Below are 22668 nucleotides of genomic sequence, written 5' to 3'. Positions count from 1 at the left end.
TCTGGCGGTCTGCACCAGTCTCGGATCATGGAGTTAGATCCTCTGACGACTCCCGCTGTGCTCGCTTCCACCGACGGGGCAACGGCCGGTCCGCAGTGAAGGTCCGGCAGCACGCACGGCTCGTGGTCCCCCTGTGCGTATTTCTGGTCCTGCTGGACGGATTCGACGCAACCGCGCTCTCGCTCGCAGTACCGGCGCTGGCCGCGGACTGGGGCGTCGACGCAAGCGCTTTCACCGCCCCGCTCGTCGCGACGAGCGTCGGCGTTTTCCTCGGCTACCTGGGTTCCGGCCGGCTCGCAAGGCAATTCGGCAAGCGCCGGTTGCTGATCGGCAGCACGGCGCTGTTCGCCGTGGGCACGCTGGTGCTGGCAATGGTCCTGCCGATGCAGTCGATGGAAGCGGTGAGCGCCATCCGGTTCGTGACCGGTCTGGGCTTCGGCGGCGTGCTGCCGTCGGCGGTCGCGCTGGCCACGGATTTCAGCTCAGCGGAGCGTCGGGCCGTGGTACCGCTGCTCGTCGCACTGGGCTTTTCCGGCGGCGCCACCGTAGTCGGCTTTGCCTACCAGAAGATCGTCGCGCTGTCCGGCGTGACCGGCCTGTTCTGGTCAGTGGGCGCGGTTTCGCTCGCGATGGTCGTCCCGTTGCAACTGCTCCTGCCGCCGGAACCAGCCGTGACGAGGGAACCCGCGTCGGAACGGGTGCGGAAACTGTTCGGGGACGTTCGCGCCGACACGATTCTGTTGTGGCTCTTCGCTTTTCTCGTCTTCGCCGTGTCGACCGCACTGTCCACTTGGGCCCCGGTGCTGGTCACCCACCTGGGCGTCGCCGGTTCGGACGCCCCACTCGCCCTGGCGTTCATTTACCTAGGCGCCATCGCGGGCGCCATTGCGGTAATACCGGTCACCGCGTGGGCCGGAGTGAGCCGGACGTTGGTCGCGATCCCGCTGCTGTCCGCCGTGTGCCTGCTCGCCGCGGTAACCCTGGACCTCAGGGGTACGGCTTTGGTGATCGCGCTGGTCGGCATCGGCGCGGGCATCAGCGCAAGCCAGAGCGGCCAGCTGAGCCTGGCGGTTGCGCTGTACCCACGCGAACACCGGACAACGGGAATCGGCTGGTCGTCGGCAATGGGCCGGGCCGGGTCGGTTGCGGGCCCCGCCGCGACCGGCATCTTGCTGGGAGTTGGCACGCCCGCCCCGACGATCCTTGCGCTGGCCGCCGCTGCAACGTTCGTTGCGGTCGGCTGCGCGGTTGTGATGTGGCTACGGACGCGGACTTTGGTGGGGAGTGCTGGATAATCTCGCGCTTGCTGGAAGACCGAATCCCCTGCGGAACCCCGGTTTTCGGCGGGGCCCCGGTTTTCGGCGGGGCCCCGGTCTTCGGCGGAGCCCCGGTCTTCGGCGGAGCCCCGGTTTCGGCGGAGCCCCGTCTTCGGCGGAAGTGCTGGATAATCGTCCGCGACTGGCGGAGGTGACTCACTCGAGTGGAACCCGGACGGTGGGCGAGTGCTGGATATGGCCAGGCCACAGACCGAACTGCTGGATAATTTGCCAGTCGCGGAGGAACGGCCACACCTGCGGCCGGGCGGCGGAGCCGGGCTGAGGAGAACCTCACCAAGCCCCACGACCCGGCTGACCGGCAACCCACGACCAACCAAACACCCCACCAAACCCCGCCACCCGAACTCACCAGCAACCCACGACCAACCAAGAACCCCACCACCCGAACTCACCGCTCACTACCCACCAAAACCCGCTCCTCAACCGCCCCGCCCCGGGTCCGGCGCAGGGCCACCATCCCCACCACCGCGAACACCACCACAATCCCCGCCGCGATACCCGCGACCGTGTGCAGCCCGGACGTGAACGCCTCCCGCGCGGTCGTCACCAGCTGCTCCCCCAGCGGGCCCGGCAACGTGCTCCCCGCGTGCAGCGCGCCCGCCATGCTGTCGGTTGCCTCCGCGGTGGCGGCAGCCGGAATAGACGACGGGACCTCGATCCGATCCCGGTACACCGCCGTCGCGATGGAGCCGAACACTGCGATCCCCATGGCGATTCCGAACTCCGCGCTCGTCTCCGACATTGCCGACGCTGCGCCTGCCTTCTGCGGCGGTACCGAGCTCACCACCATCTCCGTGCACAGCACGCCCTGCGGGCCCATTCCGAAGCTCCCGATCGACATGCCCAGCACCACGAACGTCACGCCACCCGTCGCGCCGGCCAGGGTGAACAGCAGGATTCCGCCTGCGGCTACCAGCATGCCGAACCCCAGCACGAACTCCGGGCGGAACCGGCGCGCCAGCCGCGGCGCGATCATCGACCCGGCTACCACCGCGAGTGCCTGCGGGACCAGCAGCAGCCCCGCGGCTACCGTGCTCAGTCCGGCCACCATCTGCAGGTACTGGCTGACCAGCAGGAACACCCCGCCCATCGTGAGTGCGCCGACCAGCATGATGCTCACCGCCGCGCTGAAGGCGCGGACCCGGAAGAGCTGCAGGTCCAGCAGCGGATGCGCGAGCCGGCGCTGGCGGCGGACGAACACCACGCCGATCGTCAGACCCACCGCCAGTACCACGACCTCGGTCAGCGACAACCCGCTCTTCGCGATTTCCTTGAGTGCGTAGATGACCGGCAGGATCGCGCCCAGTGACAGCGCAACGCTCGCGAGGTCCAGCCGTCCGGCGGACGTGTCGCGGTACTCCGGCAGCAGTTTCGGCGCGGTCACCAGCAGCAGGATCATCACCGGGACCCCCATCAGGAACACCGAACCCCACCGGAAATGCTCCAGCAGGAACCCACCGGCCACCGGCCCGACCACCATGCCGCCCATGAAGCAGCTCATCCACACCGCGATCGCGGTACCGCGCTGCTTGGCGTCGGGGAACATGTTGCTGATCAAGGCGAGCGTCGACGGCATCAGCGTCGCCCCGGCGATCCCCAGCACCGCCCGCGCGCCGATCAGCATCTCCGGGCTCGTGGCGAACGCCGCCGCGATCGACGCGAGCCCGAACGCCGTCCCACCGGCCATCAGCAGCTTCCGCCGCCCGATCCGGTCACCGAGCGTACCCATCGTGACGAGGAACCCGGCGATCATGAACCCGTAGACGTCGATGATCCACAGCAGCTGCGTACTGCTCGGCCGCAGGTCGGCGGCCAGATGCGGAACTGCCAGGTGCAGCACGCTCATGTCCAGCGACAACAGCACGGTCGGCAGCGCCAGCACCGCCAGGCCCAGCCATTCGCGTCGTCCTGCCCTCATCGTCGTCTCCCGGGGGTCTCGATCGGCTCGTCTCACCCAAGCGACGAATGGCACCCACCCCGATCGACATGCCCGCGGGCCTATCATCGACAAAAAGGAGCCGCCCGTGCCGACCCTCGCCCTCCCGGCCCTCCCGGCGCAGGCAGAACGCCTGATCGAGCTGGGGATACCCGGGGTCGCGAACATCCCCGCCGACACCCTGCGCGCCTTCGCCGCACACACCGGCAGTGACGGCCTGCTCACCATTCACCCGGACCGGGCACCCGCGTCCGTGCTCGCGCCGTTGCTCCGGCACGAGGGCAAGCGGGGATTCGTCGTCACTGACCTGCCCGATGTCGACCGCTTCACCCCAGCTGACCTCGAGCTGCCGGAGAGCGCGCTGTACGTCGTCACCGCGCTCGACCGCGGGGATCATCTGGCGAACTGGAGCCCGGCGGAAGCGCTGCCGGAGCTGAGCCGAGCCGGTCGCACCCCGCTGCTGCTCACCGAAGGCATCCACTGGGTACTGCAGCAGCCGGCCGCGCTCGAACGCGACCGCTGCTTCATGACCATCGGCTCCCGGCTGCGCAAGGAAAACGGCACTTTCGACGCCCGTACCCCGGCGCTGTGGATCAGCAACGGCACCGGCCGCGACGGTCCCGAACGGCGCAACGCCCCGAAGGTCGGCTGGTGCTGGTGGGGCAACCGGCATCCCTGGCTGGGTTTCGGCTCCGCGGTCGACCGCCTGGTCTGAGGCGTGCCCGAAAGGGCAGAGGTGACCGGCACACCGTGGCGTCCCGTGCCGCCGGGTTCCGACACTGGAACCATCACCTGCTCCCGGAGGCACCATGCGCTTCACCTCGGACGTCGACCTCTTCAGCGACCCCACCCTCCACGATCCCTACCCCGTCTACGCCGAGCTGCGCGCCCAGGGACCTGCGGTCTATCTCGAACGCCACGAGGCCTGGGCGATTCCGCGGTATGCCGAGGTCCGCAACGCGCTGCGCAAGTGGGAGACGTTCTCCTCCGCGAACGGCGTCGCGCTCAACGACGCCATGAACGCCGGGCTCAACGGCACCGTGCTGGCGTCCGATCCGCCGTTGCACCGGCGGCTGCGGAGCGTGCTGTCCGAGCAGCTCGCACCGCGGGGTCTCGAACGGCTTCGGGCGGACCTGACCACGCAGGCTGCGGATCTCGTCGACGAACTATTCGACAAGGGCGAATTCGACGCTGTCCGCGACCTGGCGCAGGTGTTTCCGCTCCGGGTCGTAGCGGACCTGATCGGGGTGAGTCCGGCGGTCCGCGGGCAGCTGCTGGCGTGGGCCGACGCCTCCTTCACCGCGTTCGGCCCGCTGAACCAGCGGATGATCGACCTGCAGCCGGTCCGGCAGGCCATGCACGAGTGGCTGGAGTCGGCCGGACCGGACGACCTCGCGCCCGGCAGCCTCGGCCGCGCGATTTACGAGGCAGCCGACGCCGGGGTCATCGAGCAGGCGTCGTGTCCGCGGCTGCTGTCCGCGTACGTCACGGCCGGGATCGACACGACGATCAACGCGCTGTCGAACGCGGTCCACCTCTTCGCGCAGAACCCCGAGCAGTGGGACGCGGTGCGGCTGGGCGGCGCGGAAGACGCGTTCAACGAAGTCCTCCGCTACGACTCACCAGTGCAAGCTTTCACCCGGACGACCACCGTCGACGTGCCGCTGGACGGGGTCACGATCCCGGCCGGGGACCGCGTCGTCCTGCTCTACGGCTCCGGCAACCGCGACGACCGCCATTACCCTGCCCCGGACCGGTTCGACGTGGCCCGCCGCGCCGGCGACCACCTCTCCTTCGGCTTCGGCATCCACGCCTGCGCCGGACAGGGCCTCGCCCGGATGGAGGCGGACGCGATCCTGTCCGCGCTGGCCCACCGCGTGCACCGGTTCGAGACCGGAACACCGGTGCGCCACTTGAACAACGTGATCCGCGGGCTGGAAAGCCTGCCGGTCCGGGTCCGATAGCGCATCCCCCGGCCGAGAGCTTCACCCGGAAGCCCTCGGCCGGGCCGGTCATCACTCCGCAGCATCACCCGGCGCTCGGGGTGGGTACTTCGCCAGCAGTGCGGTCGGCCGGGGCGGGCGCGGAACGAACGTACCGCCGCAGTTCGGGCACGTCTCGTTCAACGGGCCGGACACGCAATCCGCACAGAAGGTGCATTCGAAGCTGCAGATCATCGCTCCCGGCTGGTCCGCGGGCAGTTCCCGGGCGCAGCGTTCACAGGTGGGGCGCATGTCCAGCATGTGCCGATTCTCCCTTCACCGAATTCACCGAGCGGACCCGCGCGACGGCGTCCACAGTGGACTCAAAGGCCTCGATGGCCGACTGACCGGCCGCCGGATACGGGTATGCCGTGAGCTCGGTCAGGCCGGTTTCTTCCATCCGCAGCAAGGCATTCGCGACATCGTCGGCATTGCCCGACGCAGTGAAGGCGTCGATCATCGCGTCGCTGATCGCCGCAGCCGCCGACTCCGCCGACCCGCTCTCCCAAGCTCGCTCCAGCCCGGCCGCTTCCCGTTCGAAACCGGCGGCGTGGAAGATTTTCCGGTACGTGCGCAGACGGCCGTAGTAGGCGAGGGTGCCGCGGGAAGCGTCGCGCGCCCGGTCGCGGTCGTCGTGTACGCAGGTGAACACGTACGTCGACGAGGCGATCGACGACGGGTCCCGGCCCGCTTCCACAGCCGCCGCCTGCACCTGGGTCAACGCCGTATGAGCGGTGACTTTCGAGGTCAGGATCAGGATGACCCCGTCGGCGACCTCACCCGCAAGCCGCAGCGCGCGCGGGCCGGTCGCGGCCAGGTGGATCGGCACCGGCGCCGCGGGATGGCTGAGCTGGGCACCGCGCAGGGTGAAGACGCTGCCACGGTAGTCGACCACGTCGCCGGTGAGGGCCGCGCGCACGATGTCGACGGTTTCCCGGATCCGGTCCAGCGGACGCTCGTAGACCAGGCCGTGCCGGTCCTGCACCACCGCCGGGTGGCCCGGTCCGAGACCGAGCAGAAACCGTTGCCCGCCAAGCTCTTCGAGGACTCCGGCACCCATCGCGACCAGCCACGGGCTGCGGTTGAACACGGGCAGGACGCCCGCGCCCACACTGATCCGCGACGTGCTCATCAGCAGCGCGGCGAGGGTCGAAAACGCCTCCCCGCCACGCCCTTCCGCGACCCACACCCCGTCCAGACCGGCGTCCTCGGCCTGCCGCCCGACGGAGATCATCTCCGTGGTCCGCAGCTGGACCTCGGCGGGGAAAGCGAGTGCGTACCGCATCAGCTCGGCCCTCCCCCGGCGCCGTCGCGGTGATAGCCGTAGTTGTCCTGCCACATCGCGTGCACCTCCTCGGCCGGCGCGCTGGTGAACAGGTAGACCGGGCTGTCGACCGGCCGCACCTCGGTGACCGCGATCCGCACCGCCGCGCGGACCGGGTAGTCGTGCCCGAGCCCTTCGCCGACCACGGCGAGCAGGCCCGGATCGTCGACCACCGTGCCGACGCCCTTGATCCGGTACCCCCGGCGCAGGAACGGATCGACCACGTTGATCTCCAGCCGCGGATCGGCGCGCAGGTTGGCCACCGTGTTCGGCGAGGCCATGTCCGCGAACGCCAGCTCGTGGTCGGAGAGTACCTTCAGCGAGCCCTTCGGGCTGAGGTTCGGCTCGCCGTCCGGGCCGGTGGTCGCGACGTAGCACAGGCGCTGGTACTCGATGAGGGTGCGCACCTCGGCGGTGACCGGGCCGGTCACGAGACCACCTTGCGGTACGAGCGTTTTCCGGCGACCCGGTTGCCGTCGAGGCGGAGGATGTCGCACGCCTGGTACTTCAGCTTGGTGCCGTCCTGTTTCGTGCCGGTGACCAGGACTTCCATCGTGAGGTGCGTCGATCCCGCGTGGTAGCGGACGAGCTCGTAGTGGATGTCCGGGATCGCGGTGAACACGTCCTCGATCGCGGCCCGCACGGCGGCGCGGCCGGTGTGCGCGGTGCCCCACGGGTCCGAGCCGACGGTGAACTCCCAGAACGCGTCGTCGGTGAACGCGGCGACGGCCGCCTCGACGTCGTGGTCGTTCCACGGCGCGAGAAACTCGGCACACAGCTCGTCGGGGTCGTAGCCCAGATCCGTGGTCATGAGAAACTCCCAATTTGTTCTAGTACGTATATGTTTATGTTCTAGTTCGATAGAACCAGACTGTTCGGGTGCGCGCAAGACGGTTACCCCAGCTTTGCCGAACGAGTCTCCTTCAGCAGCATGATGCACGCGATGGCGATCGCCGACAGCACGGCGATGTAGCCGGAAATCGCGAGCGTGCTGCCGAAAGCCCGCTGCAGCGCAACGCATACGAGCGGCGAGATCGCGCCGCCGATGAGCGCACCCAGCTGGTAGCCGAGCGAGGCGCCGCTGTACCGCACCTCGGCGCTGAAAAGCTCGGAGAAGAAGGCCGCGAGCGGGCCGTACATCATCGAGATGATGCATTGCCCGACCGTCAATGCGACGATCATCGCGACGGTACTGCCCGAATCCGCAAGCCAGAACAACGGAAACGCCCACAGCGCAGTACCGACCGCACCGGCGAGGTAGACCGGACGGCGGCCGACCCGGTCGGAGAGCGCGGCGAATCCGGCCAGCGACGGGATTTGCACCACCGCGGCGACCGCAAGAGCCAGCAGCATCTCGCCCCGGCTGAGCCCGACCGTGCTGACGCCGTAGGAGAGCATGTAGGTGAGGTAGATGTAGAAAGTCGCGTTCACCACGATGAAAGCGCCCCCGGCGAGCAGCACCGGACGCCAGTGCCGGCGCAGCACCTCGAGCACCGGCGACTTCTTCCGGCCCGATCCGCCGACCTGCTGCAGCCGCTGGAAGGCCGGGGTGTCGTCGAGGGATTTCTTGGCGTACAAGGCAACCGCGACGAGCACAGCGCTGGCCAGGAACGGCACGCGCCAGCCGTAGCGGTCGAAGAGCGCCGGGTCCATGCCGGTCCCGACAAGGAAGAACGCGACCACGCCGAGCAGCACCCCGACCGGCACGCCGATCTGGGTGAAACTGCCGTAGTAGCCCCGTTTCGAGCTCGGCGCGCATTCGGTGGCGAGCAGCGCGGCGCCACCCCACTGCCCGCCGACGGCCAGCCCCTGCACGAAGCGGAGCACGGTGAGCAGGATGGGCGCGGCGACGCCGATCTGGTGGTACGTCGGGATCAGGCCGATCAGCACGCTCGCCGCGGCCATCGTGAGCAGCGCGGCCACGAACGCCCGTTTGCGGCCGGCCCGGTCGCCGAAGTGGCCCCAGACGATCCCGCCGATCGGCCGGGCGACGAACCCGACGCCCAGCACCGCGAACGACGACAGCAGCGCGATGAACTCGTTGCCCGCCGGGAAGAACAGCCGGGGGAACACGAGCGCGGCGGCGGTGCCGAAGAGGAAGAAGTCGAACCATTCCACGCTGGCGCCGACCAGGCTCAGCCCGGCGATCCGGCGGATCTCGCCCGCCTGCAACGGCACGGCGGTTTTCTCACTGACGTCCATGGTGTTCTCCGGGTGAGTTTTGTGCTAGAACAAATTAGTTACGTTATAGATTAATCTGTGATTCGGCGCACGTCCAGGGGTTCGCGGGAATGGATCGTGAGCGGTCTCTGGTAGTCCTGGACGAACGCTTGATCAAGGAGGTGCAATGGACGTTCTCGACGAGGGACGGTTCCCCGGTCACCCGGGCTACCGGCGGATGTTCGCGCCGGGACGGCTGACCGTCGGGCTGTTCCTGCCGTTGTGGCAGTACCGCGGCGAACTGGAGGAGATGCGCGGGCAGGGGGCGATCGTCCAGGCTGCCGACCGCGGTGGGCTGGCAGGACTGTGGGTCCGCGACATTCCGTTGCACGACAAGAAGTTCGGCGACGTCGGACAGGTTTACGACCCGTGGACGTACCTCGCCTGGCTGAGCGCGCACACCGAACGGATCGCGCTTGCGGCGGGAAGCATCGTCACGACGCTGCGGCATCCGATCGACGTCGCCAAGCAGGCCGCGTCCCTGGACCGGCTCTCCGGCGGGCGGCTGGTGCTCGGCGTGGCGGCCGGGGACCGGGCGTCGGAGTTCCCGGCCTACGGCATCCCGTACGACGAGCGTGCGGCCCGGTTCGCCGAAAGCCTGCCGCTGGTCCGGCGGTTGCTCACCGAGAGCTTCCCGCAGGCATGCTCCCGGCTGACCCACCTGACCGGCACCACGGACGTCCTGCCGAAGCCGACAACCGGCGAGATCCCGCTGATCGTCACCGGTTCGAGCAGGCAGACGGAAGACTGGATCGCCGAACACAGCGACGGCTGGCTCGTGTACCCGGGTACTGCACACACGCCCGAGGGACCGGCGGAGCTGGGCGCGAAAATCAGCGGCTGGCGGTCGCGGATTCCCGGTGGTGAGTTCAAACCGGTGATCACCAACGAGTGGATCGACCTGGCTCCGGATCCCGGTTACCCACCGACCCCGCTACGGGGCGGCTTCGTGCTGCGCACCGGCCGCAACGGGCTGATCGACCTGCTGGGCCGCTGGCAGGACAACGGCGTGAACCACGTGGCACTGGGAGTACAGCACGGGTCGCGCCCGGCGGAGGAGGCGGTGGCGGAGATCGTGGAGTGGGTGCTGCCGCATTTTCCGTCGCATGAGGGCCCTGTCGCGCGGGCGCCGTTGTGGTGATCAGGCCGGATAACCCCATCCGTCGCCGCGGAGGATGCTGCCCAAAGTCTCCGCGAACTGGACAGCCTCACTCGGCAACAGACTAGCGAACGTAACCCGCAACCCAGGCGGGCTACTCGTCCGGAACGACTCCCCCGCACGCACCGCCCAACCCCGCGCCAGAAGCGCCTGCGCGACCGCACCCTCCGACGGCGTCGGAACCCACGCATTGAAACCCGACCGACCCGTCACCGTGATCCCGTGGCCCCCCAACGCATCCACGAGGGCTTGGCGGCGTTCGCCGTAGGCGTCCCGGGCGGCGGCGAGCAGAGACGGCGTCGCCGAGTCGGCAAGGATTGTGGCGGCCAGTTCTTGCAGGAGGTGGCTCACCCAGCCGGCTCCGGCCTGCTGGCGGCGGATCAGCCGGTCCACCGTGAGCTGGTCACCGCTGACGCAGCTGAGCCGCAGGTCAGGGCCGAGCGTCTTGGTGAGCGACCGGATCACTGCCCAGCGCGGGAAATCCCCAGTACCGGCAATGGTTTCCGCGGCTGCACCGGAAATGACCCCGGCGTGGTCGTCTTCGATGACCAGCACGTTTTCGTGGCGCCGGAACACCTCGCGGAGGTCGGCGGCGCGCTGGCCGGTGAGCGCGGCGCCGGTCGGGTTCTGCGCTCGCGGCGTGAGGATGCACGCCTCCGGACGTTGCTCCAGCGCCCGCTCCAGCTGGTCGGGCATCAGCCCGTCGGCGTCGACCGGCACCGCGATCGGCCGCAGTCCCAGCGCGGGCACGAGGTCGAGCACCCCGCCGTAGCCCGGATCTTCCACGACGACCGCGTCGCCCGGCCGCAGGTGCGCCTGCAGCACGCGTTCGGCGCCGTCCATTGCGCCGCCGGTGATCGCGAGGTACTGGGCGGTGAGGCCGTCGGCGGCGAAGTCGCGGCTGAACCAGTCCAGCAGCGCGGGCGCGGCACCGGATTCCCCGTACAGCCAATGCTTTCCGCTCATCCGGGCGAACGCCGGGCGCAGTGGCGGAAGCAGGCTCGGATCGGGGTTGCCGTCGGCGAGGTTGCGTACCCCGGGTCCCACCGGCGCCGCGAGCCGGCGGGCCGCGGGCGCCGAGTGTTCGACGACCCGGGTCCCGGCCCGTCCGGCACCAGTGACCAAGCCGCGGTTGCGCAAGGTCCGGTACGCGGCGTTGACCGTCGCCGGGCTCACCTCGAGCCGTGCGGCGAGTTCGCGTACCGTCGGCAGCCGCTCGCCCGCCGCGAGCCGCCCGCCGGAAATGGCGCCCTCGACCGACACCGCGATCTCCGCCGCCGTCCCGCCGGACAGCGCTGCCTCCTCGACCACGTCGCCCACCTCCGCGCAGTTTCAGCTGTAACACAATGCTATACGTGCTGACACAATCACGGTATGTCCAGCACCCACAGGTTGCCTGCCGAGGCGAGCGCGTGGTGGCTGTCCGGGGTGGTCACGATCCGGAAGGCCGACGGTACCGAAAGCACGTCCGTGACGCGGCGCGTGTCCGGATCGACGAGCGCGAGAGACGGGATCGGGCCGCTTTTCGGGCTGTACCGGCCGACGATCAGGCGCCGTCCGTCCGGGGTCAAGGCCATTGCCGACGCGCCGCTCACCCCCGGTGCGGGCGGGCCGAGGTCGACCGGTTTCGTCGCGTGCGTCGTGGTGTCGAGTGCGGTGAGCGTGTGATGGACGTCGGACTCGGTCTGGTTCGCGACCCACACCGTGTGCCGCCGCGCGTCGACCACCAGCCCGGCCGGTCCGGCGCCCACCTCCACGGTGGCGACGACCTTCTGGCCGGCGGCATCGATCACCGAGACGGTGTTGTCGTCGTAGTTGGACACGTAGAGCCGCGAGCCGTCGGGGGCGATCGCGAGACCGTCCGGATCCCGTCCGACGCGGACGGTCCCGGCCACCTTCCCCGCCGCCAGATCCACCGCGACGGCCGCGCCCGGGTCGTAGTCGGTCGGGCCGGTGATGAGACACCACACCGTACGGCCGTCCGGGGAGACTGCGACGTCGTAGGCGGGCGCCTCGAGCCGCACTGTCGAGAGCACCTTCAGCGTGCCGGTGTCGATGACCGTCAGCGACCCCGCCGGGGCGCCAGCAGGTCCGTTGGCGGACACGATCAGCCGCTGACCATCCGGAGTCAAGGCAAGCCCCAGCGGATGCGGCTGCACCGGCACCGTGGCGACGACCTTCTCCGTGGCAAGGTCGATCACCGCGATGTCGGAGTCGGGACGGTCGTGTGGACCGGCGTTGCCCACGTACGCCCGCTTCCCGTCCGGCGACACCGCCACGCCGGAAGGCCAGTCGAGCGGAACCCCGGTCGCCCTCGCCGCCAGGGCGATCGGAGCGTCCGGTGGAGGTGGCGCGGCCGCGGGCAGGTGCACGTACGCAGTCGCCAGGACCAGGGCGTACACGAGCCAGCCGGTGACCGCTGCGACGAGCGTGCCGCGGCGGGTCAGCGGGGGCAGTTCCGGCATGTCGTCCGTGTCGGGTGGGGCGTCGTACAGCGCAGTGTCGCGGTGCCGGCGCTGGGCCGCCCGGAGATTGGCCTTCGCCGTCCGCAGCCGCCCGGTCAGCAGCAGCGACGCGAAAACCTCGACCAGCGGCACGCCGAGGCAGACCGTCCCGCCGACCAGCAGCCGCGCCGTCCACTCGACCGGCCATACGGCGCCGACCTGCCAGATCTCGACCGCGACCGCACCGGTGAACCCCGCCACCGCCAGCCCGGAGACGGCCACCTGCCGCCTGATCCGGCGGAGGTCGGCGCGGGCGTCATCCAGGTCGTCGAGGAGCCGCTGCGAGTCCTGTTTCCAGCCGCCGAGCTCCTGGTCGCGGCGTTCCCGCTCGAGCGCCCGCAACGAAGTGGCGTCGGAGCCCAGCCACCCGGTCACCTCGGCGGCCACCCCCAGCCCCGACAGCACGACGGCGCACAACGCCACACCGCTCCAGAACGGGTGGTCGTTGAGCACCGCACCGTCCACGAACCACGAGGTCAGGGATACCGGAACCGCGGCGCCGAGCAGCCATCCGGCAATGCGCGCGATCCGGCGGAACCGGCCGGTCCGGAGCTGCCGGTGCTCGTCCTCGATGCGGTCGAGATATGCCTGCTGTTCCCGCTCGGTCACCCTGGGCCTCCTCTCGGCCGGTCCCAGGATCGGGCATCACCCGCGGGAGGGCTCCCGGGGTTGACCTTCGAGTTGCTTGAAGCCCGATGATGAGCGGGTGTCCGACCTACTCCCCATCGGGGCTTTCGCCCGCGCCTGCGGGCTCACCGCCAGCGCACTGCGGTTCTACGCGGATTCCGGGCTGGTGCCGCCACTCCGGGTCGACGACCGGTCCGGCTACCGCTACTACTCCTCCGGCCAGGTCGCGCAGGCGGTACAGATCCGGCGGCTGCGCGAGATCGGCCTGCCGCTGGACCGGATCGCCGACGTGCTCGCCGCCGATCCGGCCGAGGCCGCGCGGATCATCGACGACCAGGTCGCCGGGTTGAGCCGGCATGCGCGGCAGGCGCGGGAAACGGCCGCGGAGGTCAAGGCGGCGCTCGGCCCGGCTGCGCAAGCGCCGTCGATCCGGGTCGGCGGGGCGGTGTTCAGCGCCGCCGTCGAGCAGGTTCTCACCGCCACGTCCCCGGAGCTGCCGGTGCTCAACGGGGTACACCTCGAAGTGTCCGCGGACGGGATCGTGCTCACCGCGACCGACCGGTACCGGCTGGCGACCCGCACGCTGGTCCCGGCCGAGGCGAGCGACGCGGAATGGTCGGCGACCATTGACGCCGACGAACTCCGGCTCGCGATGTCGTGGACCCGGCGGCAGCACGAACTCACGCTCAGCCGCAATTCCGGCGGGGTGTTTTTCGTCAGAGATTCCACCGTCCGCACGTGCCGCGTACTCGCCGAGCCATTTCCGGATTACCGGTTGATGATGGGTTCGCTGCCGGAAGTCGTCACCCGGGCGGTGGTTTCGCGGAATGCGTTCGTCGCGGCTTTGGAAAACCACTACCCTCCGCGGGTCCGGCTCGATTTTTCGAGCACCTCGATGTCCGTGGCCGCGATTCCGCTCGACGCCGTCGTCACCGGTCCGGAAGTTTCGCTCGAATTCGCCATGACGACGCTGCATCCGGCCGTCAGCACGGCAGTCGGGCCGGACGTGATGCTCGACGTCGCCGGGCCGGACCTGCCGATGGTCGTCCGCTCCGCCGACCACGGCGACCTGACCACGCTTGCCATGCCACTCAAGGAGGAATCCGCCGGATGATGGACGAAATCAACGCCGCCGTCACGCTGGGCCGCGGCGGCGACCAGGAAACCGCGCGAATCCGGCTGCAGGAACTGTGGGACGAGCTCGGCCCGGCCGGGAATCCGTTCCACCGCTGCGTTCTCGCGCATTACCAAGCAGATCTCTTCGACGATCCGGCCGAGGCACTCGTCTGGGACGTCCGGGCCCTCGACGCCGCGGCGAGTGTCACCGACGAACAGGCCGGAATGCCGGTCGCCGGATTCTTCCCGTCGCTGCATCTCAATCTCGCCGACAACTTTCGCCGGCTCGGTTCTTTCGTCCCGGCAGCGGAACACATCCACGCGGCCCGCCGTTGCCAGGACACCCTCGCCGACGACGCTTACGGCACGCTGGTCCGGCGCGCCATTGCCGAAGTCGGCGAAGCAATCGAACAACGGTCCACCGAACGCCGGGTCACCGGTTAGGCATTTCGCGAAACCGGCGGTACGGTCGATGCCGACACGGGAGCCGCCGATGACCGACCCTGGGGAATGGCTGCCCGATTGGTGCCTGCAGCACCTCGGCGGCAAACCCGCCGACGTGCTTTTCCAGCAGCACCAGATCTCCGCGGTCTACGGATTCCGGCTCACCGGCGGACGCGAGGTCGTGGTGAAGGCGCGGACCGACCACGGACGCGCGGCGGCGTGTGTGGCGGCGCAGGCGCAGCTGGCCGACAGCGGCTTCCCGTGCGCCCGGCCGCTCACGCCGGCGATCACGGTCGGTTCGCTGGCGGTGCATGCCGAGGAATTCCGGCCCGGTGGCGAGGTGCTGCGCGGCGACTCGCCGGACATCGCGGTGCGGTACGCGGAAGTGTTCGCGATGGTGATGACCGCACTGGACCGGGTGACGGTCGAGCCGCCGGTACCCAGTCCTCGCTGGGCGCGGTGGGACCACGGCGATCCCGGTCTGTGGCCCGCGATCGACTTCCTCGACGAGCGGGACCAGAGTGTCGTACCCGGATTCGTCGTCGGCACGGCCGGACGGGCGCGGCGGCGCATCCGGGCCGCCGCGTTGCCGTGCGTACTCGGGCATGCGGATTTCGAGGCGCAGAACCTCCGGTGGCTGGGCAGTACAGTGTGGACAGTGCACGACTGGGACAGCCTTGCCTGGCAACCGGAAGCCGCGCTGGCCGGAGCGGCGAGCGGGACGTTCGCCGGTGCCGGGCCGCCCACGCTGGCACCGATCGACAGCTCCCACGCATTCCTGGAGTCCTATCAGGACATTCGCGGCCGCCGGTTCACGCGTGCGGAAACGGAAGTCGCGTGGGCGGCGAGTTTGTGGCCCGCCGCGCACCATGCCCGGTGGGAAGCACTGCACGGGGACCCGCCGGTGTGCGGTGCCGCGCTTCGGGAGCAGGCCACCGAACGCCTTCGCCGCGCCGGGGCTTAAGGCATCCGGGCCTTCAGCACGTCGACCTCACAGCCCGGGGTGAACGGGTCGAAGCCGTGCTCGGCCAGCCAGCGGACCCCCAGCAGGCTCCGCAGCGACCACCACGCGCGGACCACGTCGAGGTCGACGTCGGTGCCGTAACCGGCGAGGATGGCGGCGAGGTGCTTCTCCTGCCCGAGCGTGACCGTGGCGAGGTCGTAGAGGGCATCCCCCGGACCGGCCTCTGACCAGTCGATGATGCCGGTGACCTCGTCTCCGTCGACGAAGACGTGGTCGATCTGCAGGTCGCCGTGGGTGAACGCCGGGGTCCACGGGCGGAGCGCGATCTCGGCGATCCGGCGGTTGTGGGTGACCAGGTCGACGGGCAGGATGCCGTCCTTCACGAGCAGTTCGCATTCGCGGTCGAGTTCCACCGCCAGCTCGTCAGGATCCCGGCGGCGCCGGCCGGTCCAGGGCGGTAACGGCGCCTCGTGCAGCTTGCGGATGACGGCACCGGCCGCGGCCCATGCCGCCGGGGACGCCGTCGACGGTTCGCCGAGGTGGCCGAGCGCCACCCCCGGGAGGGCGGCGAGCGCGAGCACGGACGGCTTGCGCCACCGCACCTCCGGGGTCGGGACCGGCACCAAATCCACCACAGCCATCGCGTCGACCTCGACGTCGAGGCGCGCCTGGTCGGCGTCCACTTTCAGGAACACGTCGCCGACGCGCAGGGTCGCGCGCTCGGTATGGGCGACGACGACTTCGACCTCATCCACGGTCGGCCAGTATTCCCGGGATGATCGGCCGATGTCGCCGGGTTTTTCCCGGTGCTCAGCCCGATCGTCACTGCCCGATCGTGCGGCGGGCCGGGCCGTTGGCGCTGCGCGGGACGATCGGCACGATGCCGATTGCGCTCAGCACTGCCATGAACCCGTTCTCGATCTGCGTACCGGTACTCGGCCAGTACGCCGGGCCGCTGCAAAAATGCTCGCCGCACTCCATCGGCGGCGGACCGGCACATCCGGCTGCCGCCACCACGACCACCACGACCACCGCGGCCACCGCCGCCGAACGGAACAACGCCTTCACCGGAACGTGCCTCCTCATGCCGCGTGGTCGGGTCGTGGCCCGCTGGTGGCCAGCAGAAACAGCACGAAGAGCGCGAGGGCGATCGCGACCAGTGCCTGGTAGTACCCGGTCAGCACGCTGACCAGCGCCCCCAGCACCCCGACGACCTCGACGAACACGCCGAGCCCGCGGGCCCACGACCGGCGCGTCAGTAACGCCGCGGCGACCGCGGTGAGGATCACGACCAGCGGGTTGACCACGAGCACGAGCCACACCGAACCCGCGACGTCCTGGTTGTGGTCCAGTCGCGTGCTCACCGTGAGTATCTGCACGATCCAGATCCCGAGCGAAGCCAGCGCCTGCGCGGCCATCACCCCTCGCGCCGTCTTGATCCGCCATCCCGTCACCACGGGCCCCCTTCCGCTGCTTGGCCAGGGACGATAGCGGCCGGGCCGCGGGAGCCCTCCCGGAGGACCGGTTACCTGCGGCGCAGCAGCCGCCACAGCAGGGTCACGACCAGTACCGCGCCGACCACCGGGGCAGCCCGCTTCACCCGCGCCGGGACCAGGTCGAGGGCACTGATCGCGTTGTCCTCGATGACCTGGGGGATCTCGGCGACCGGGGCTTCCGGCGCACGCGCGCTGAGGGTTTCGGCCAGCCGCCCGGCGAACGTCGTGACCATCGAATCCGCGACATCGGTGATCACCCCGCGGCCGAACTGCGCCGGACGGCCGGTGATCGACAGGTCCGTGCGCATCCCGACCCGGCATTTCCCCGGTTCGAGCTCGACGATCTCGCCGGTCACCCGCGCCGACGCCGTCCCGTTGCCCCGCGCGTCCCGGCCCTTGGCCGCGATCACGATCGTGTGCGCGGCGTCGTCCCGCTCGACGTACGTGCCTTCCCCTTGGTACGTCAGGGAAATCGGGCCGAGTTTGACCTTCACCATGCCGGTGAACGTGTCGCCGGCGTAATCGCTCAGGTTCGCGCCGGGGAAGCACGGGGCCACCAGCTCCGGGTTGTTCAGGGCCTGCCACGCCTTCTCGAGCGGGGCGTCGATGGTGAACTCGTTTTCCAGGATCATGCGTTACCTTCCGCGTCGGCACCCGGATTCCGAGCCTAGGCACCGCGCGCCGACGGGGGAATCGGGCGCGGTGCACAAAAAAGCGCCGGTGACTTCTCGCTATGGCCACCGCGGCCGAAGCGGGGCCCGCATTTTCGGCCGCGGCGGCCAATGGACAGCGGCGCCTGCGTGAGCGACGCTGCGGAGAACCATCCTCCCGGCCCGGACGGAGCGCACTCGTGACCATCCACCCTCTCCCGCCCCGGCTGATCGGCGCCCGGGTGCGCCGGACCGAGGATCCCCGGCTGCTCACCGGGCGCGCCCGGTACGTCGACGACGTGGTGCTGCCCGGGATGCTCGAAGGCGCGGTCCTGCGCAGCCCGCATGCCCACGCGCGTGTCGGGTCGGTCGACGCCTCCGCCGCGCTGGCGCTGCCCGGCGTGCACGCGGTCCTCACCGGCGCCGACTTGCAGAAGCTGTGCGCGAACCCGCAGCCGGTGCTGCACCACGTGATCCCCGGCCAGCGGATGACCGAGCGTTACGCGCTGGCCACGGACAAGGTCCGGTATGTCGGGGAAGCCGTCGCGGCGGTCGCGGCCGTCGACCGCTATGTCGCCGAAGACGCGCTGGGCCTGATCGACGTCGAGTACGACGTGCTGCCCGCGGTGACCACATTGGACGAAGCGCTCGCCGAGGATGCGCCGCGGCTTTACGAGGAATGGCCGGACAACGTCAGCGGCCGGATGACGTTCCCGAAGGGCGATATCGCGGCGGCATTCGCCGAGGCGGACGTGGTCGTGCGGGACACGCTGTACTGGGGGCGGCAGACCGGCGCGCCGATGGAGACGCGCGGGGTCGTCGCGACCTGGGACACGTTCACCGGCCAGCTGGACCTTTGGCTGTCGACGCAGGCGCCGAACCTCGCGCGCGACCTGCTCGGCGAGATCTTCGGGCTGCCCACCGAACGCATCCGGGTGCGCACTCCCGAGGTCGGCGGCGGGTTCGGGAACAAGTTCGACCTGTACGCCGAGGAGGTCGTCGCTTCCTTGCTCTCGCGGCAGACCGGGCGGCCGGTGAAGATCATCGAGGACCGCCTGGAGAGCTTCGTCGCCAATGCGCATGCGCGGGAGCAGCGGATCGAGGTGGAGGCCGCGGCCAAGGCGGACGGCACGATCCTCGGCATCCGCGGCACGTTCACCGGTGTCCTCGGTGGTCAGCTCGCGACGCCGGGAATGGGACCGGCCTGGGCATCGGCCGCGTCGTTGTCCGGGCCGTACGACGTTGCCGCCGTCGAGTCCACTGTGGTCGGTGTGGTCACCAACCGGTCTCCCTACGGTTCCTACCGCGGCTGGGGCCAGCCGAAGGGGAATTTCGCGCACGAGCGGATCGTCGACAAGCTCGCGGTGAAGCTCGGGTTGCCGCCCAACGAGGTACGGCGGCGGAATCTGATCAAACCGGACCAGTTTCCTTACCAGAGCACGGCTTTCGTCCTCGACAGCGGACGGTACGCCGAGTGTCTGGAAAGGACGGAGCAGGCGGTCGAGGAGCGTGGCTGGAACCGGCTGCGGGCGGAGTCGCCCGAACGTTGCCTTGGCATCGGATATTCGTTCCACGTCGAACTGAGCGCCACCGGGAACTCGCGCGTGATGGGCCTGATCGGCATCCGGCACTCCGGCTTCGACGAGGAGATCGTGCGGATCGACCCGACCGGCGGCGTGACTGTCCGCAGTGGAATGTCGGTGATGGGACAGGGCATCGAAACCGCGCTGGCCCAGGTCGCGGCCGACACGCTGGGCGTGCCGCTGGACTCGGTCACCGTGATCACTGGCGACACCGAAACCGTGCCCTTCACCGGGTACGGCACCGGTGGCAGCCGCGGCGGGGCGGTCGGCGGCGCGACCGTGATGGGGGCGTGTACCCGGTTGCGGGACAAGATCTTGCGCATTGCCGGGGAAATGCTGGAGGCGTCCCCGGCCGACCTGGAAATCGCCGACGGACGCATTTTCGTCACCGGGAATCCGGATGGGCCTTCGGTGACGGTCCGCGAGGTCGCCGACGCGTGCTACCGCCAGGTCAACCGGCTTCCGGACGGGGAATCGCCGGGACTGCAGGAACACGAGGTCTTCGATCCGCCGTCGCACGCGTTTTCCTATGGCGCCACTGCCGTGTTGCTGGAAGTCGACCGGGAAACCGGGAAAGTGACGCTGCTCGATTACCTGCTCGCGCACGACTGTGGCACGGTCATCAACCCGATGATCGTCGACGGCCAATTGCACGGCGGCGCAGCGCAGGCGATCGGCGGGGCGTTGTACGAGGAAATCGTCTACGGTCCGGACGGCCAGCCACTCACCACCACGTTCATGGACTACCTGATTCCCACCGCGGCCGAGATTCCGCCGTTCGGGACGCTGCACATGACCACCGAATCACCGATCATTCCCGGCGGGTTCAAGGGAATGGGCGAGGCGGGCACGATCAGCGGGCCGTCGGCCATTGCGGCGGGAATCGACAATGCGCTGTCGGAACTCGGTATTCACATCACTTCGCTGCCGGTCACGCCACCCCGGCTGCACGCGCTCATCACGGACGCCGAGGAGAACCGCGCATGAAATCCGCTCCGTTCGACTACGTCCGGGCCACCGACGTCGCGCACGCGATCCAGGTGCTCGCCGACGCCGATGGTGACGCAAAAGTACTGGCCGGTGGGCAAAGTCTCGTCCCACTGCTGGCCATGCGGCTCGCTCAGCCGACCGTGCTCGTCGACCTCGGCGGGATCGGCGACCTCGCGTACATCCGCTCTGATGACGCGGCCGTCGAGATTGGTGCCATGACGCGTACTCGCGACGCGGAAACGTCGCCGCTGCTGGCCGCCGAGGTGCCGTTGCTTACTGCGGCCTTGCCTTATGTGGGGCACGTGACCGTCCGAAATCGCGGGACGATCGGAGGTAGCGCGGCACATGCCGACCCGGCGGCGGAATTGCCTTCCGTGCTGCGGGCACTCGACGCCGAGCTGATTGCCGCCGGTCCACGTGGTCGTCGATCGATTGCCGCGGCGGACTTCTTTCTCGGATTTCTCACCCCGGCGCTGGAAGCGGATGAGCTGCTGGTCGCGATCCGGATTCCACGGCAGGCACCGGGAACTGTCGTCGCGGTGGAGGAATTCGCCCGTCGGCACGGCGATTTCGCCATGGCCGCGATTTTCACCGCGATTCGGTTCTCGGACGACGTGGTAGCCGAGGCCCGCATTTCGGCCGCCGGGCTCGGCCAGGTACCAATTCGTGCTGAGCGCGCGGAAAACATCCTCACCGGGGCTTCTCTGACGCCGTCGACCATCCAAGCCGCCGCTGCCGCACTCGCCGAAGACACCGCACCCGTCGGCGACATCCACGCGCCCGCCGACTACCGGCGGCACCTCGCAGCCGTACTGACCCGCCGATGCCTCGAGACAACCCGACCGCGAAGGACCGCCGCATGAACGACATCACTGTCTCCGTCGACGGCCGCCAGGTCAGTGCCCGGGTCGAACCGCGCCGTACGCTGTCTGACTTCCTGCGTAAGGACTGTGGCGCGACCGGCGTGCACGTCGGTTGCGAACACGGGGTATGCGGTGCTTGCACGATTGTCCTGGATGGACGGACGGCGCGGTCGTGCTGCACTCTCGCAGTGCAGGCCGACGGCGCGGAGGTCGAGACCGTCGAGAGTCTCGCCGACGGGTCCACTTTGCACCCGCTGCAGGAAGCCTTCTGGCGCAACCACGGCCTGCAATGCGGCTTCTGCACGCCCGGCATCCTGCTGACCGTGCGGGAGCTTCTCGCCACGAACCCGGATCCGACCGACTCGGAGATCCGGAATGCGTTGTCCGGCAACCTCTGCCGGTGCACGGGGTATCAGTTCATTGTGGACGCAGTGAAAGAAGCGGCGGCAGTGCTCGCCGGACGGGAGGTTCGCCAGTGACGCTCCGGATCGGGTACAAGGCTTCGGCGGAGCAGTTCGGACCACGCGAGCTGGTGGAAACCTCGGTGCTGGCCGAAGAAATCGGCCTGGACAGCGTGTGGGTGTCCGACCACTTCCTGCCGTGGCGGCACACCGGCGGGCACGCGCCGTTCTCGCTTGCTTGGATGGCCGCGGTCGCCGAGCGCACGAACCGGGTCACCATCGGCACGAGCGTGCTCACCCCGACGTTCCGCTACAACCCAGCGGTCATCGCGCAGGCTTTCGCCACCATGGCACTGCTGTCGGACAACCGGGTGGTCCTCGGCGTCGGCACCGGTGAAGCACTCAACGAGATCGCCGTGTCCGGCCGCGAATGGCCCGAGTTCCGCGAACGCTTCGCCCGCCTGCGCGAATCGATCGACCTGATGCGTCTACTGTGGACCGAGCGCAGCGTCGACTTCAAGGGCGAGCACTACACGACGGTCGGCGCGACGATTTACGACCGCCCGGAACGCCCGGTGCCGGTGTATGTCGCCGCAGGTGGCCCGGTAGTCGCGAAATACGCGGGCCGCGCCGGGGATGGCATCATCTGCACTTCAGGTAAGGGAATGGAGCTGTACACCGAAAAGCTCATGCCCGCCTTGGCCGCCGGTGCCTCCGCGCGCAATGTCGACGCTTTGGACCGGATGATCGAAATCAAGGTCTCGTACGACCGCGACCCCGAGCGGGCGCGCGAAAACACCCGGTTCTGGGCGCCGCTTTCGTTGTCGGCGGAACAGAAACACAGCGTCGGCAGCGCGGAGGAAATGGAACGGCTGGCCGACGAACTGCCGCTGGACCAGGTCACCCGCCGCTGGATCGTGAGCTGCGAACCGGACGAGGTAGTGGCGGAAATCAAGCCGTACCTGGACGCCGGTCTGCGACACTTCGTGATCCACGGCCCGGGCCACGACCAGCGCCGGTTTTTGGAACAATTCGGTAAAGACGTCCTGCCTCGGCTGCGGGCGATGTGACT

Annotated in this window: 23 protein-coding genes; 11 read left to right on the top strand and 12 right to left on the bottom strand. The window is 69.4% G+C overall.

Going from position 1 to position 22668, the window contains the following annotated elements:
- Nucleotides 1-95 precede the first annotated feature (95 nt).
- Nucleotides 96-1295 carry an MFS transporter gene (locus tag OO71_RS07585; protein WP_033288920.1) on the top strand — a complete coding sequence of 400 codons (1200 nt, stop codon included), beginning with the start codon at nt 96-98 and terminating at the stop codon, nt 1293-1295.
- 430 nt (nt 1296-1725) lie between these two features.
- Here the strand turns inward: OO71_RS07585 and OO71_RS07580 are convergent, their stop codons facing one another.
- Nucleotides 1726-3255 carry an MFS transporter gene (locus OO71_RS07580; protein WP_033288919.1) on the bottom strand — a complete coding sequence of 510 codons (1530 nt, stop codon included), beginning with the start codon at nt 3253-3255 and terminating at the stop codon, nt 1726-1728.
- A gap of 106 nt (nt 3256-3361) precedes the next feature.
- On the opposite strand from OO71_RS07580, the gene OO71_RS07575 reads away from it, so the two are divergent.
- Both OO71_RS07575 and OO71_RS07570 read left to right on the top strand, forming a co-directional pair.
- Nucleotides 3362-3988: a DUF5701 family protein gene (locus OO71_RS07575; RefSeq protein ID WP_033288918.1), complete on the top strand. Its 627-nt coding sequence runs from the start codon at nt 3362-3364 to the stop codon at nt 3986-3988.
- Between the two features lie 94 nt (nt 3989-4082).
- Nucleotides 4083-5237, top strand: a complete 1155-nt coding sequence (locus tag OO71_RS07570) for a cytochrome P450 (protein WP_033288917.1) — start codon at nt 4083-4085, stop codon at nt 5235-5237.
- A 51-nt stretch (nt 5238-5288) separates the two neighbouring features.
- On the opposite strand, the gene OO71_RS53280 is transcribed toward OO71_RS07570, so the two are convergent.
- From OO71_RS53280 to OO71_RS07550, 5 genes are all read right to left on the bottom strand, one after another.
- Nucleotides 5289-5507, bottom strand: coding sequence for a DUF1272 domain-containing protein (locus tag OO71_RS53280; protein ID WP_425388659.1), 219 nt, complete (start codon nt 5505-5507; stop codon nt 5289-5291).
- Nucleotides 5491-6540, bottom strand: coding sequence for an LLM class flavin-dependent oxidoreductase (locus OO71_RS07565; RefSeq protein ID WP_033288916.1), 1050 nt, complete (start codon nt 6538-6540; stop codon nt 5491-5493). The genes OO71_RS53280 and OO71_RS07565 overlap by 17 nt, the downstream gene beginning before the upstream one ends.
- Nucleotides 6540-7010: a pyridoxamine 5'-phosphate oxidase family protein gene (locus OO71_RS07560; protein WP_051791215.1), complete on the bottom strand. Its 471-nt coding sequence runs from the start codon at nt 7008-7010 to the stop codon at nt 6540-6542. The genes OO71_RS07565 and OO71_RS07560 overlap by 1 nt, the downstream gene beginning before the upstream one ends.
- The gene (locus OO71_RS50850; RefSeq protein WP_051791213.1) at nt 7007-7390 is read right to left on the bottom strand and encodes a nuclear transport factor 2 family protein; all 384 of its coding nucleotides are present in this window, start codon (nt 7388-7390) and stop codon (nt 7007-7009) included. The genes OO71_RS07560 and OO71_RS50850 overlap by 4 nt, the downstream gene beginning before the upstream one ends.
- An 83-nt stretch (nt 7391-7473) precedes the next feature.
- A complete protein-coding gene (locus OO71_RS07550; RefSeq protein WP_051791211.1) occupies nt 7474-8781 on the bottom strand; it encodes an MFS transporter in 1308 nt (435 codons plus the stop codon).
- Between the two features lie 145 nt (nt 8782-8926).
- Between OO71_RS07550 and OO71_RS07545 the strand changes: the two genes are divergently transcribed.
- Nucleotides 8927-9940: an LLM class oxidoreductase gene (locus OO71_RS07545; protein WP_033288915.1), complete on the top strand. Its 1014-nt coding sequence runs from the start codon at nt 8927-8929 to the stop codon at nt 9938-9940.
- Here OO71_RS07545 and OO71_RS07540 read toward each other — a convergent pair whose 3' ends face one another.
- Complete coding sequence (locus OO71_RS07540; RefSeq protein WP_033289127.1) at nt 9941-11269, bottom strand: aminotransferase class I/II-fold pyridoxal phosphate-dependent enzyme; 1329 nt, start codon at nt 11267-11269, stop codon at nt 9941-9943.
- A 56-nt stretch (nt 11270-11325) separates the two neighbouring features.
- Complete coding sequence (locus OO71_RS47140) at nt 11326-13071, bottom strand: YncE family protein (protein ID WP_051791207.1); 1746 nt, start codon at nt 13069-13071, stop codon at nt 11326-11328.
- 97 nt (nt 13072-13168) lie between these two features.
- Between OO71_RS47140 and OO71_RS07530 the strand changes: the two genes are divergently transcribed.
- Genes OO71_RS07530 through OO71_RS07520 form a run of 3 tightly spaced genes read left to right on the top strand, consistent with a single transcriptional unit; the run spans nt 13169 to nt 15613 of the window.
- The gene (locus OO71_RS07530) at nt 13169-14203 is read left to right on the top strand and encodes a DNA polymerase III subunit beta family protein (protein WP_033288914.1); all 1035 of its coding nucleotides are present in this window, start codon (nt 13169-13171) and stop codon (nt 14201-14203) included.
- On the top strand, nt 14200-14649 hold the full coding sequence (locus OO71_RS07525) for a hypothetical protein (RefSeq protein WP_033288913.1): 450 nt from the start codon (nt 14200-14202) through the stop codon (nt 14647-14649). Before OO71_RS07530 ends, OO71_RS07525 begins: the two co-directional genes overlap by 4 nt.
- A gap of 49 nt (nt 14650-14698) precedes the next feature.
- Nucleotides 14699-15613 carry an aminoglycoside phosphotransferase/kinase family protein gene (locus OO71_RS07520; RefSeq protein ID WP_033288912.1) on the top strand — a complete coding sequence of 305 codons (915 nt, stop codon included), beginning with the start codon at nt 14699-14701 and terminating at the stop codon, nt 15611-15613.
- On the opposite strand, the gene OO71_RS07515 is transcribed toward OO71_RS07520, so the two are convergent.
- The 4 genes from OO71_RS07515 to OO71_RS07500 form a co-directional block, all read right to left on the bottom strand.
- Nucleotides 15610-16368 (bottom strand): phosphotransferase, encoded by a 759-nt coding sequence (locus OO71_RS07515; RefSeq protein ID WP_033288911.1) that lies wholly within the window; start codon nt 16366-16368, stop codon nt 15610-15612. The two genes, OO71_RS07520 and OO71_RS07515, sit on opposite strands and share 4 nt — an antisense overlap.
- A gap of 67 nt (nt 16369-16435) precedes the next feature.
- Complete coding sequence (locus tag OO71_RS07510) at nt 16436-16681, bottom strand: hypothetical protein (RefSeq protein ID WP_033288910.1); 246 nt, start codon at nt 16679-16681, stop codon at nt 16436-16438.
- Nucleotides 16682-16695: 14 nt separating this feature from the next.
- Complete coding sequence (locus OO71_RS07505; RefSeq protein ID WP_156096216.1) at nt 16696-17067, bottom strand: hypothetical protein; 372 nt, start codon at nt 17065-17067, stop codon at nt 16696-16698.
- A gap of 71 nt (nt 17068-17138) precedes the next feature.
- Nucleotides 17139-17741 (bottom strand): SRPBCC family protein, encoded by a 603-nt coding sequence (locus tag OO71_RS07500; RefSeq protein ID WP_033288908.1) that lies wholly within the window; start codon nt 17739-17741, stop codon nt 17139-17141.
- Nucleotides 17742-17959: 218 nt separating this feature from the next.
- Between OO71_RS07500 and OO71_RS07495 the strand changes: the two genes are divergently transcribed.
- The 4 genes from OO71_RS07495 to fgd are packed head-to-tail and all read left to right on the top strand — an operon-like array spanning nt 17960 to nt 22666.
- Complete coding sequence (locus OO71_RS07495; RefSeq protein ID WP_245633595.1) at nt 17960-20329, top strand: xanthine dehydrogenase family protein molybdopterin-binding subunit; 2370 nt, start codon at nt 17960-17962, stop codon at nt 20327-20329.
- Entirely contained in the window at nt 20326-21195 is an 870-nt protein-coding gene (locus OO71_RS07490; protein ID WP_033288907.1) for an FAD binding domain-containing protein, read from the top strand. Before OO71_RS07495 ends, OO71_RS07490 begins: the two co-directional genes overlap by 4 nt.
- Entirely contained in the window at nt 21192-21674 is a 483-nt protein-coding gene (locus OO71_RS07485; protein WP_033288906.1) for a (2Fe-2S)-binding protein, read from the top strand. Before OO71_RS07490 ends, OO71_RS07485 begins: the two co-directional genes overlap by 4 nt.
- A complete protein-coding gene (fgd, locus tag OO71_RS07480) occupies nt 21671-22666 on the top strand; it encodes a glucose-6-phosphate dehydrogenase (coenzyme-F420) (RefSeq protein ID WP_033288905.1) in 996 nt (331 codons plus the stop codon). The genes OO71_RS07485 and fgd overlap by 4 nt, the downstream gene beginning before the upstream one ends.
- Nucleotides 22667-22668: the final 2 nt, after the last annotated feature.

This window comes from Amycolatopsis jejuensis (assembly GCF_000717335.1).
Taxonomy (GTDB): Bacteria; Actinomycetota; Actinomycetes; order Mycobacteriales; family Pseudonocardiaceae; genus Amycolatopsis; species Amycolatopsis jejuensis.
The sequence above is the reverse complement of the archived record's forward strand: the minus strand, read 5'-3'. Positions and strand labels throughout refer to the sequence as shown.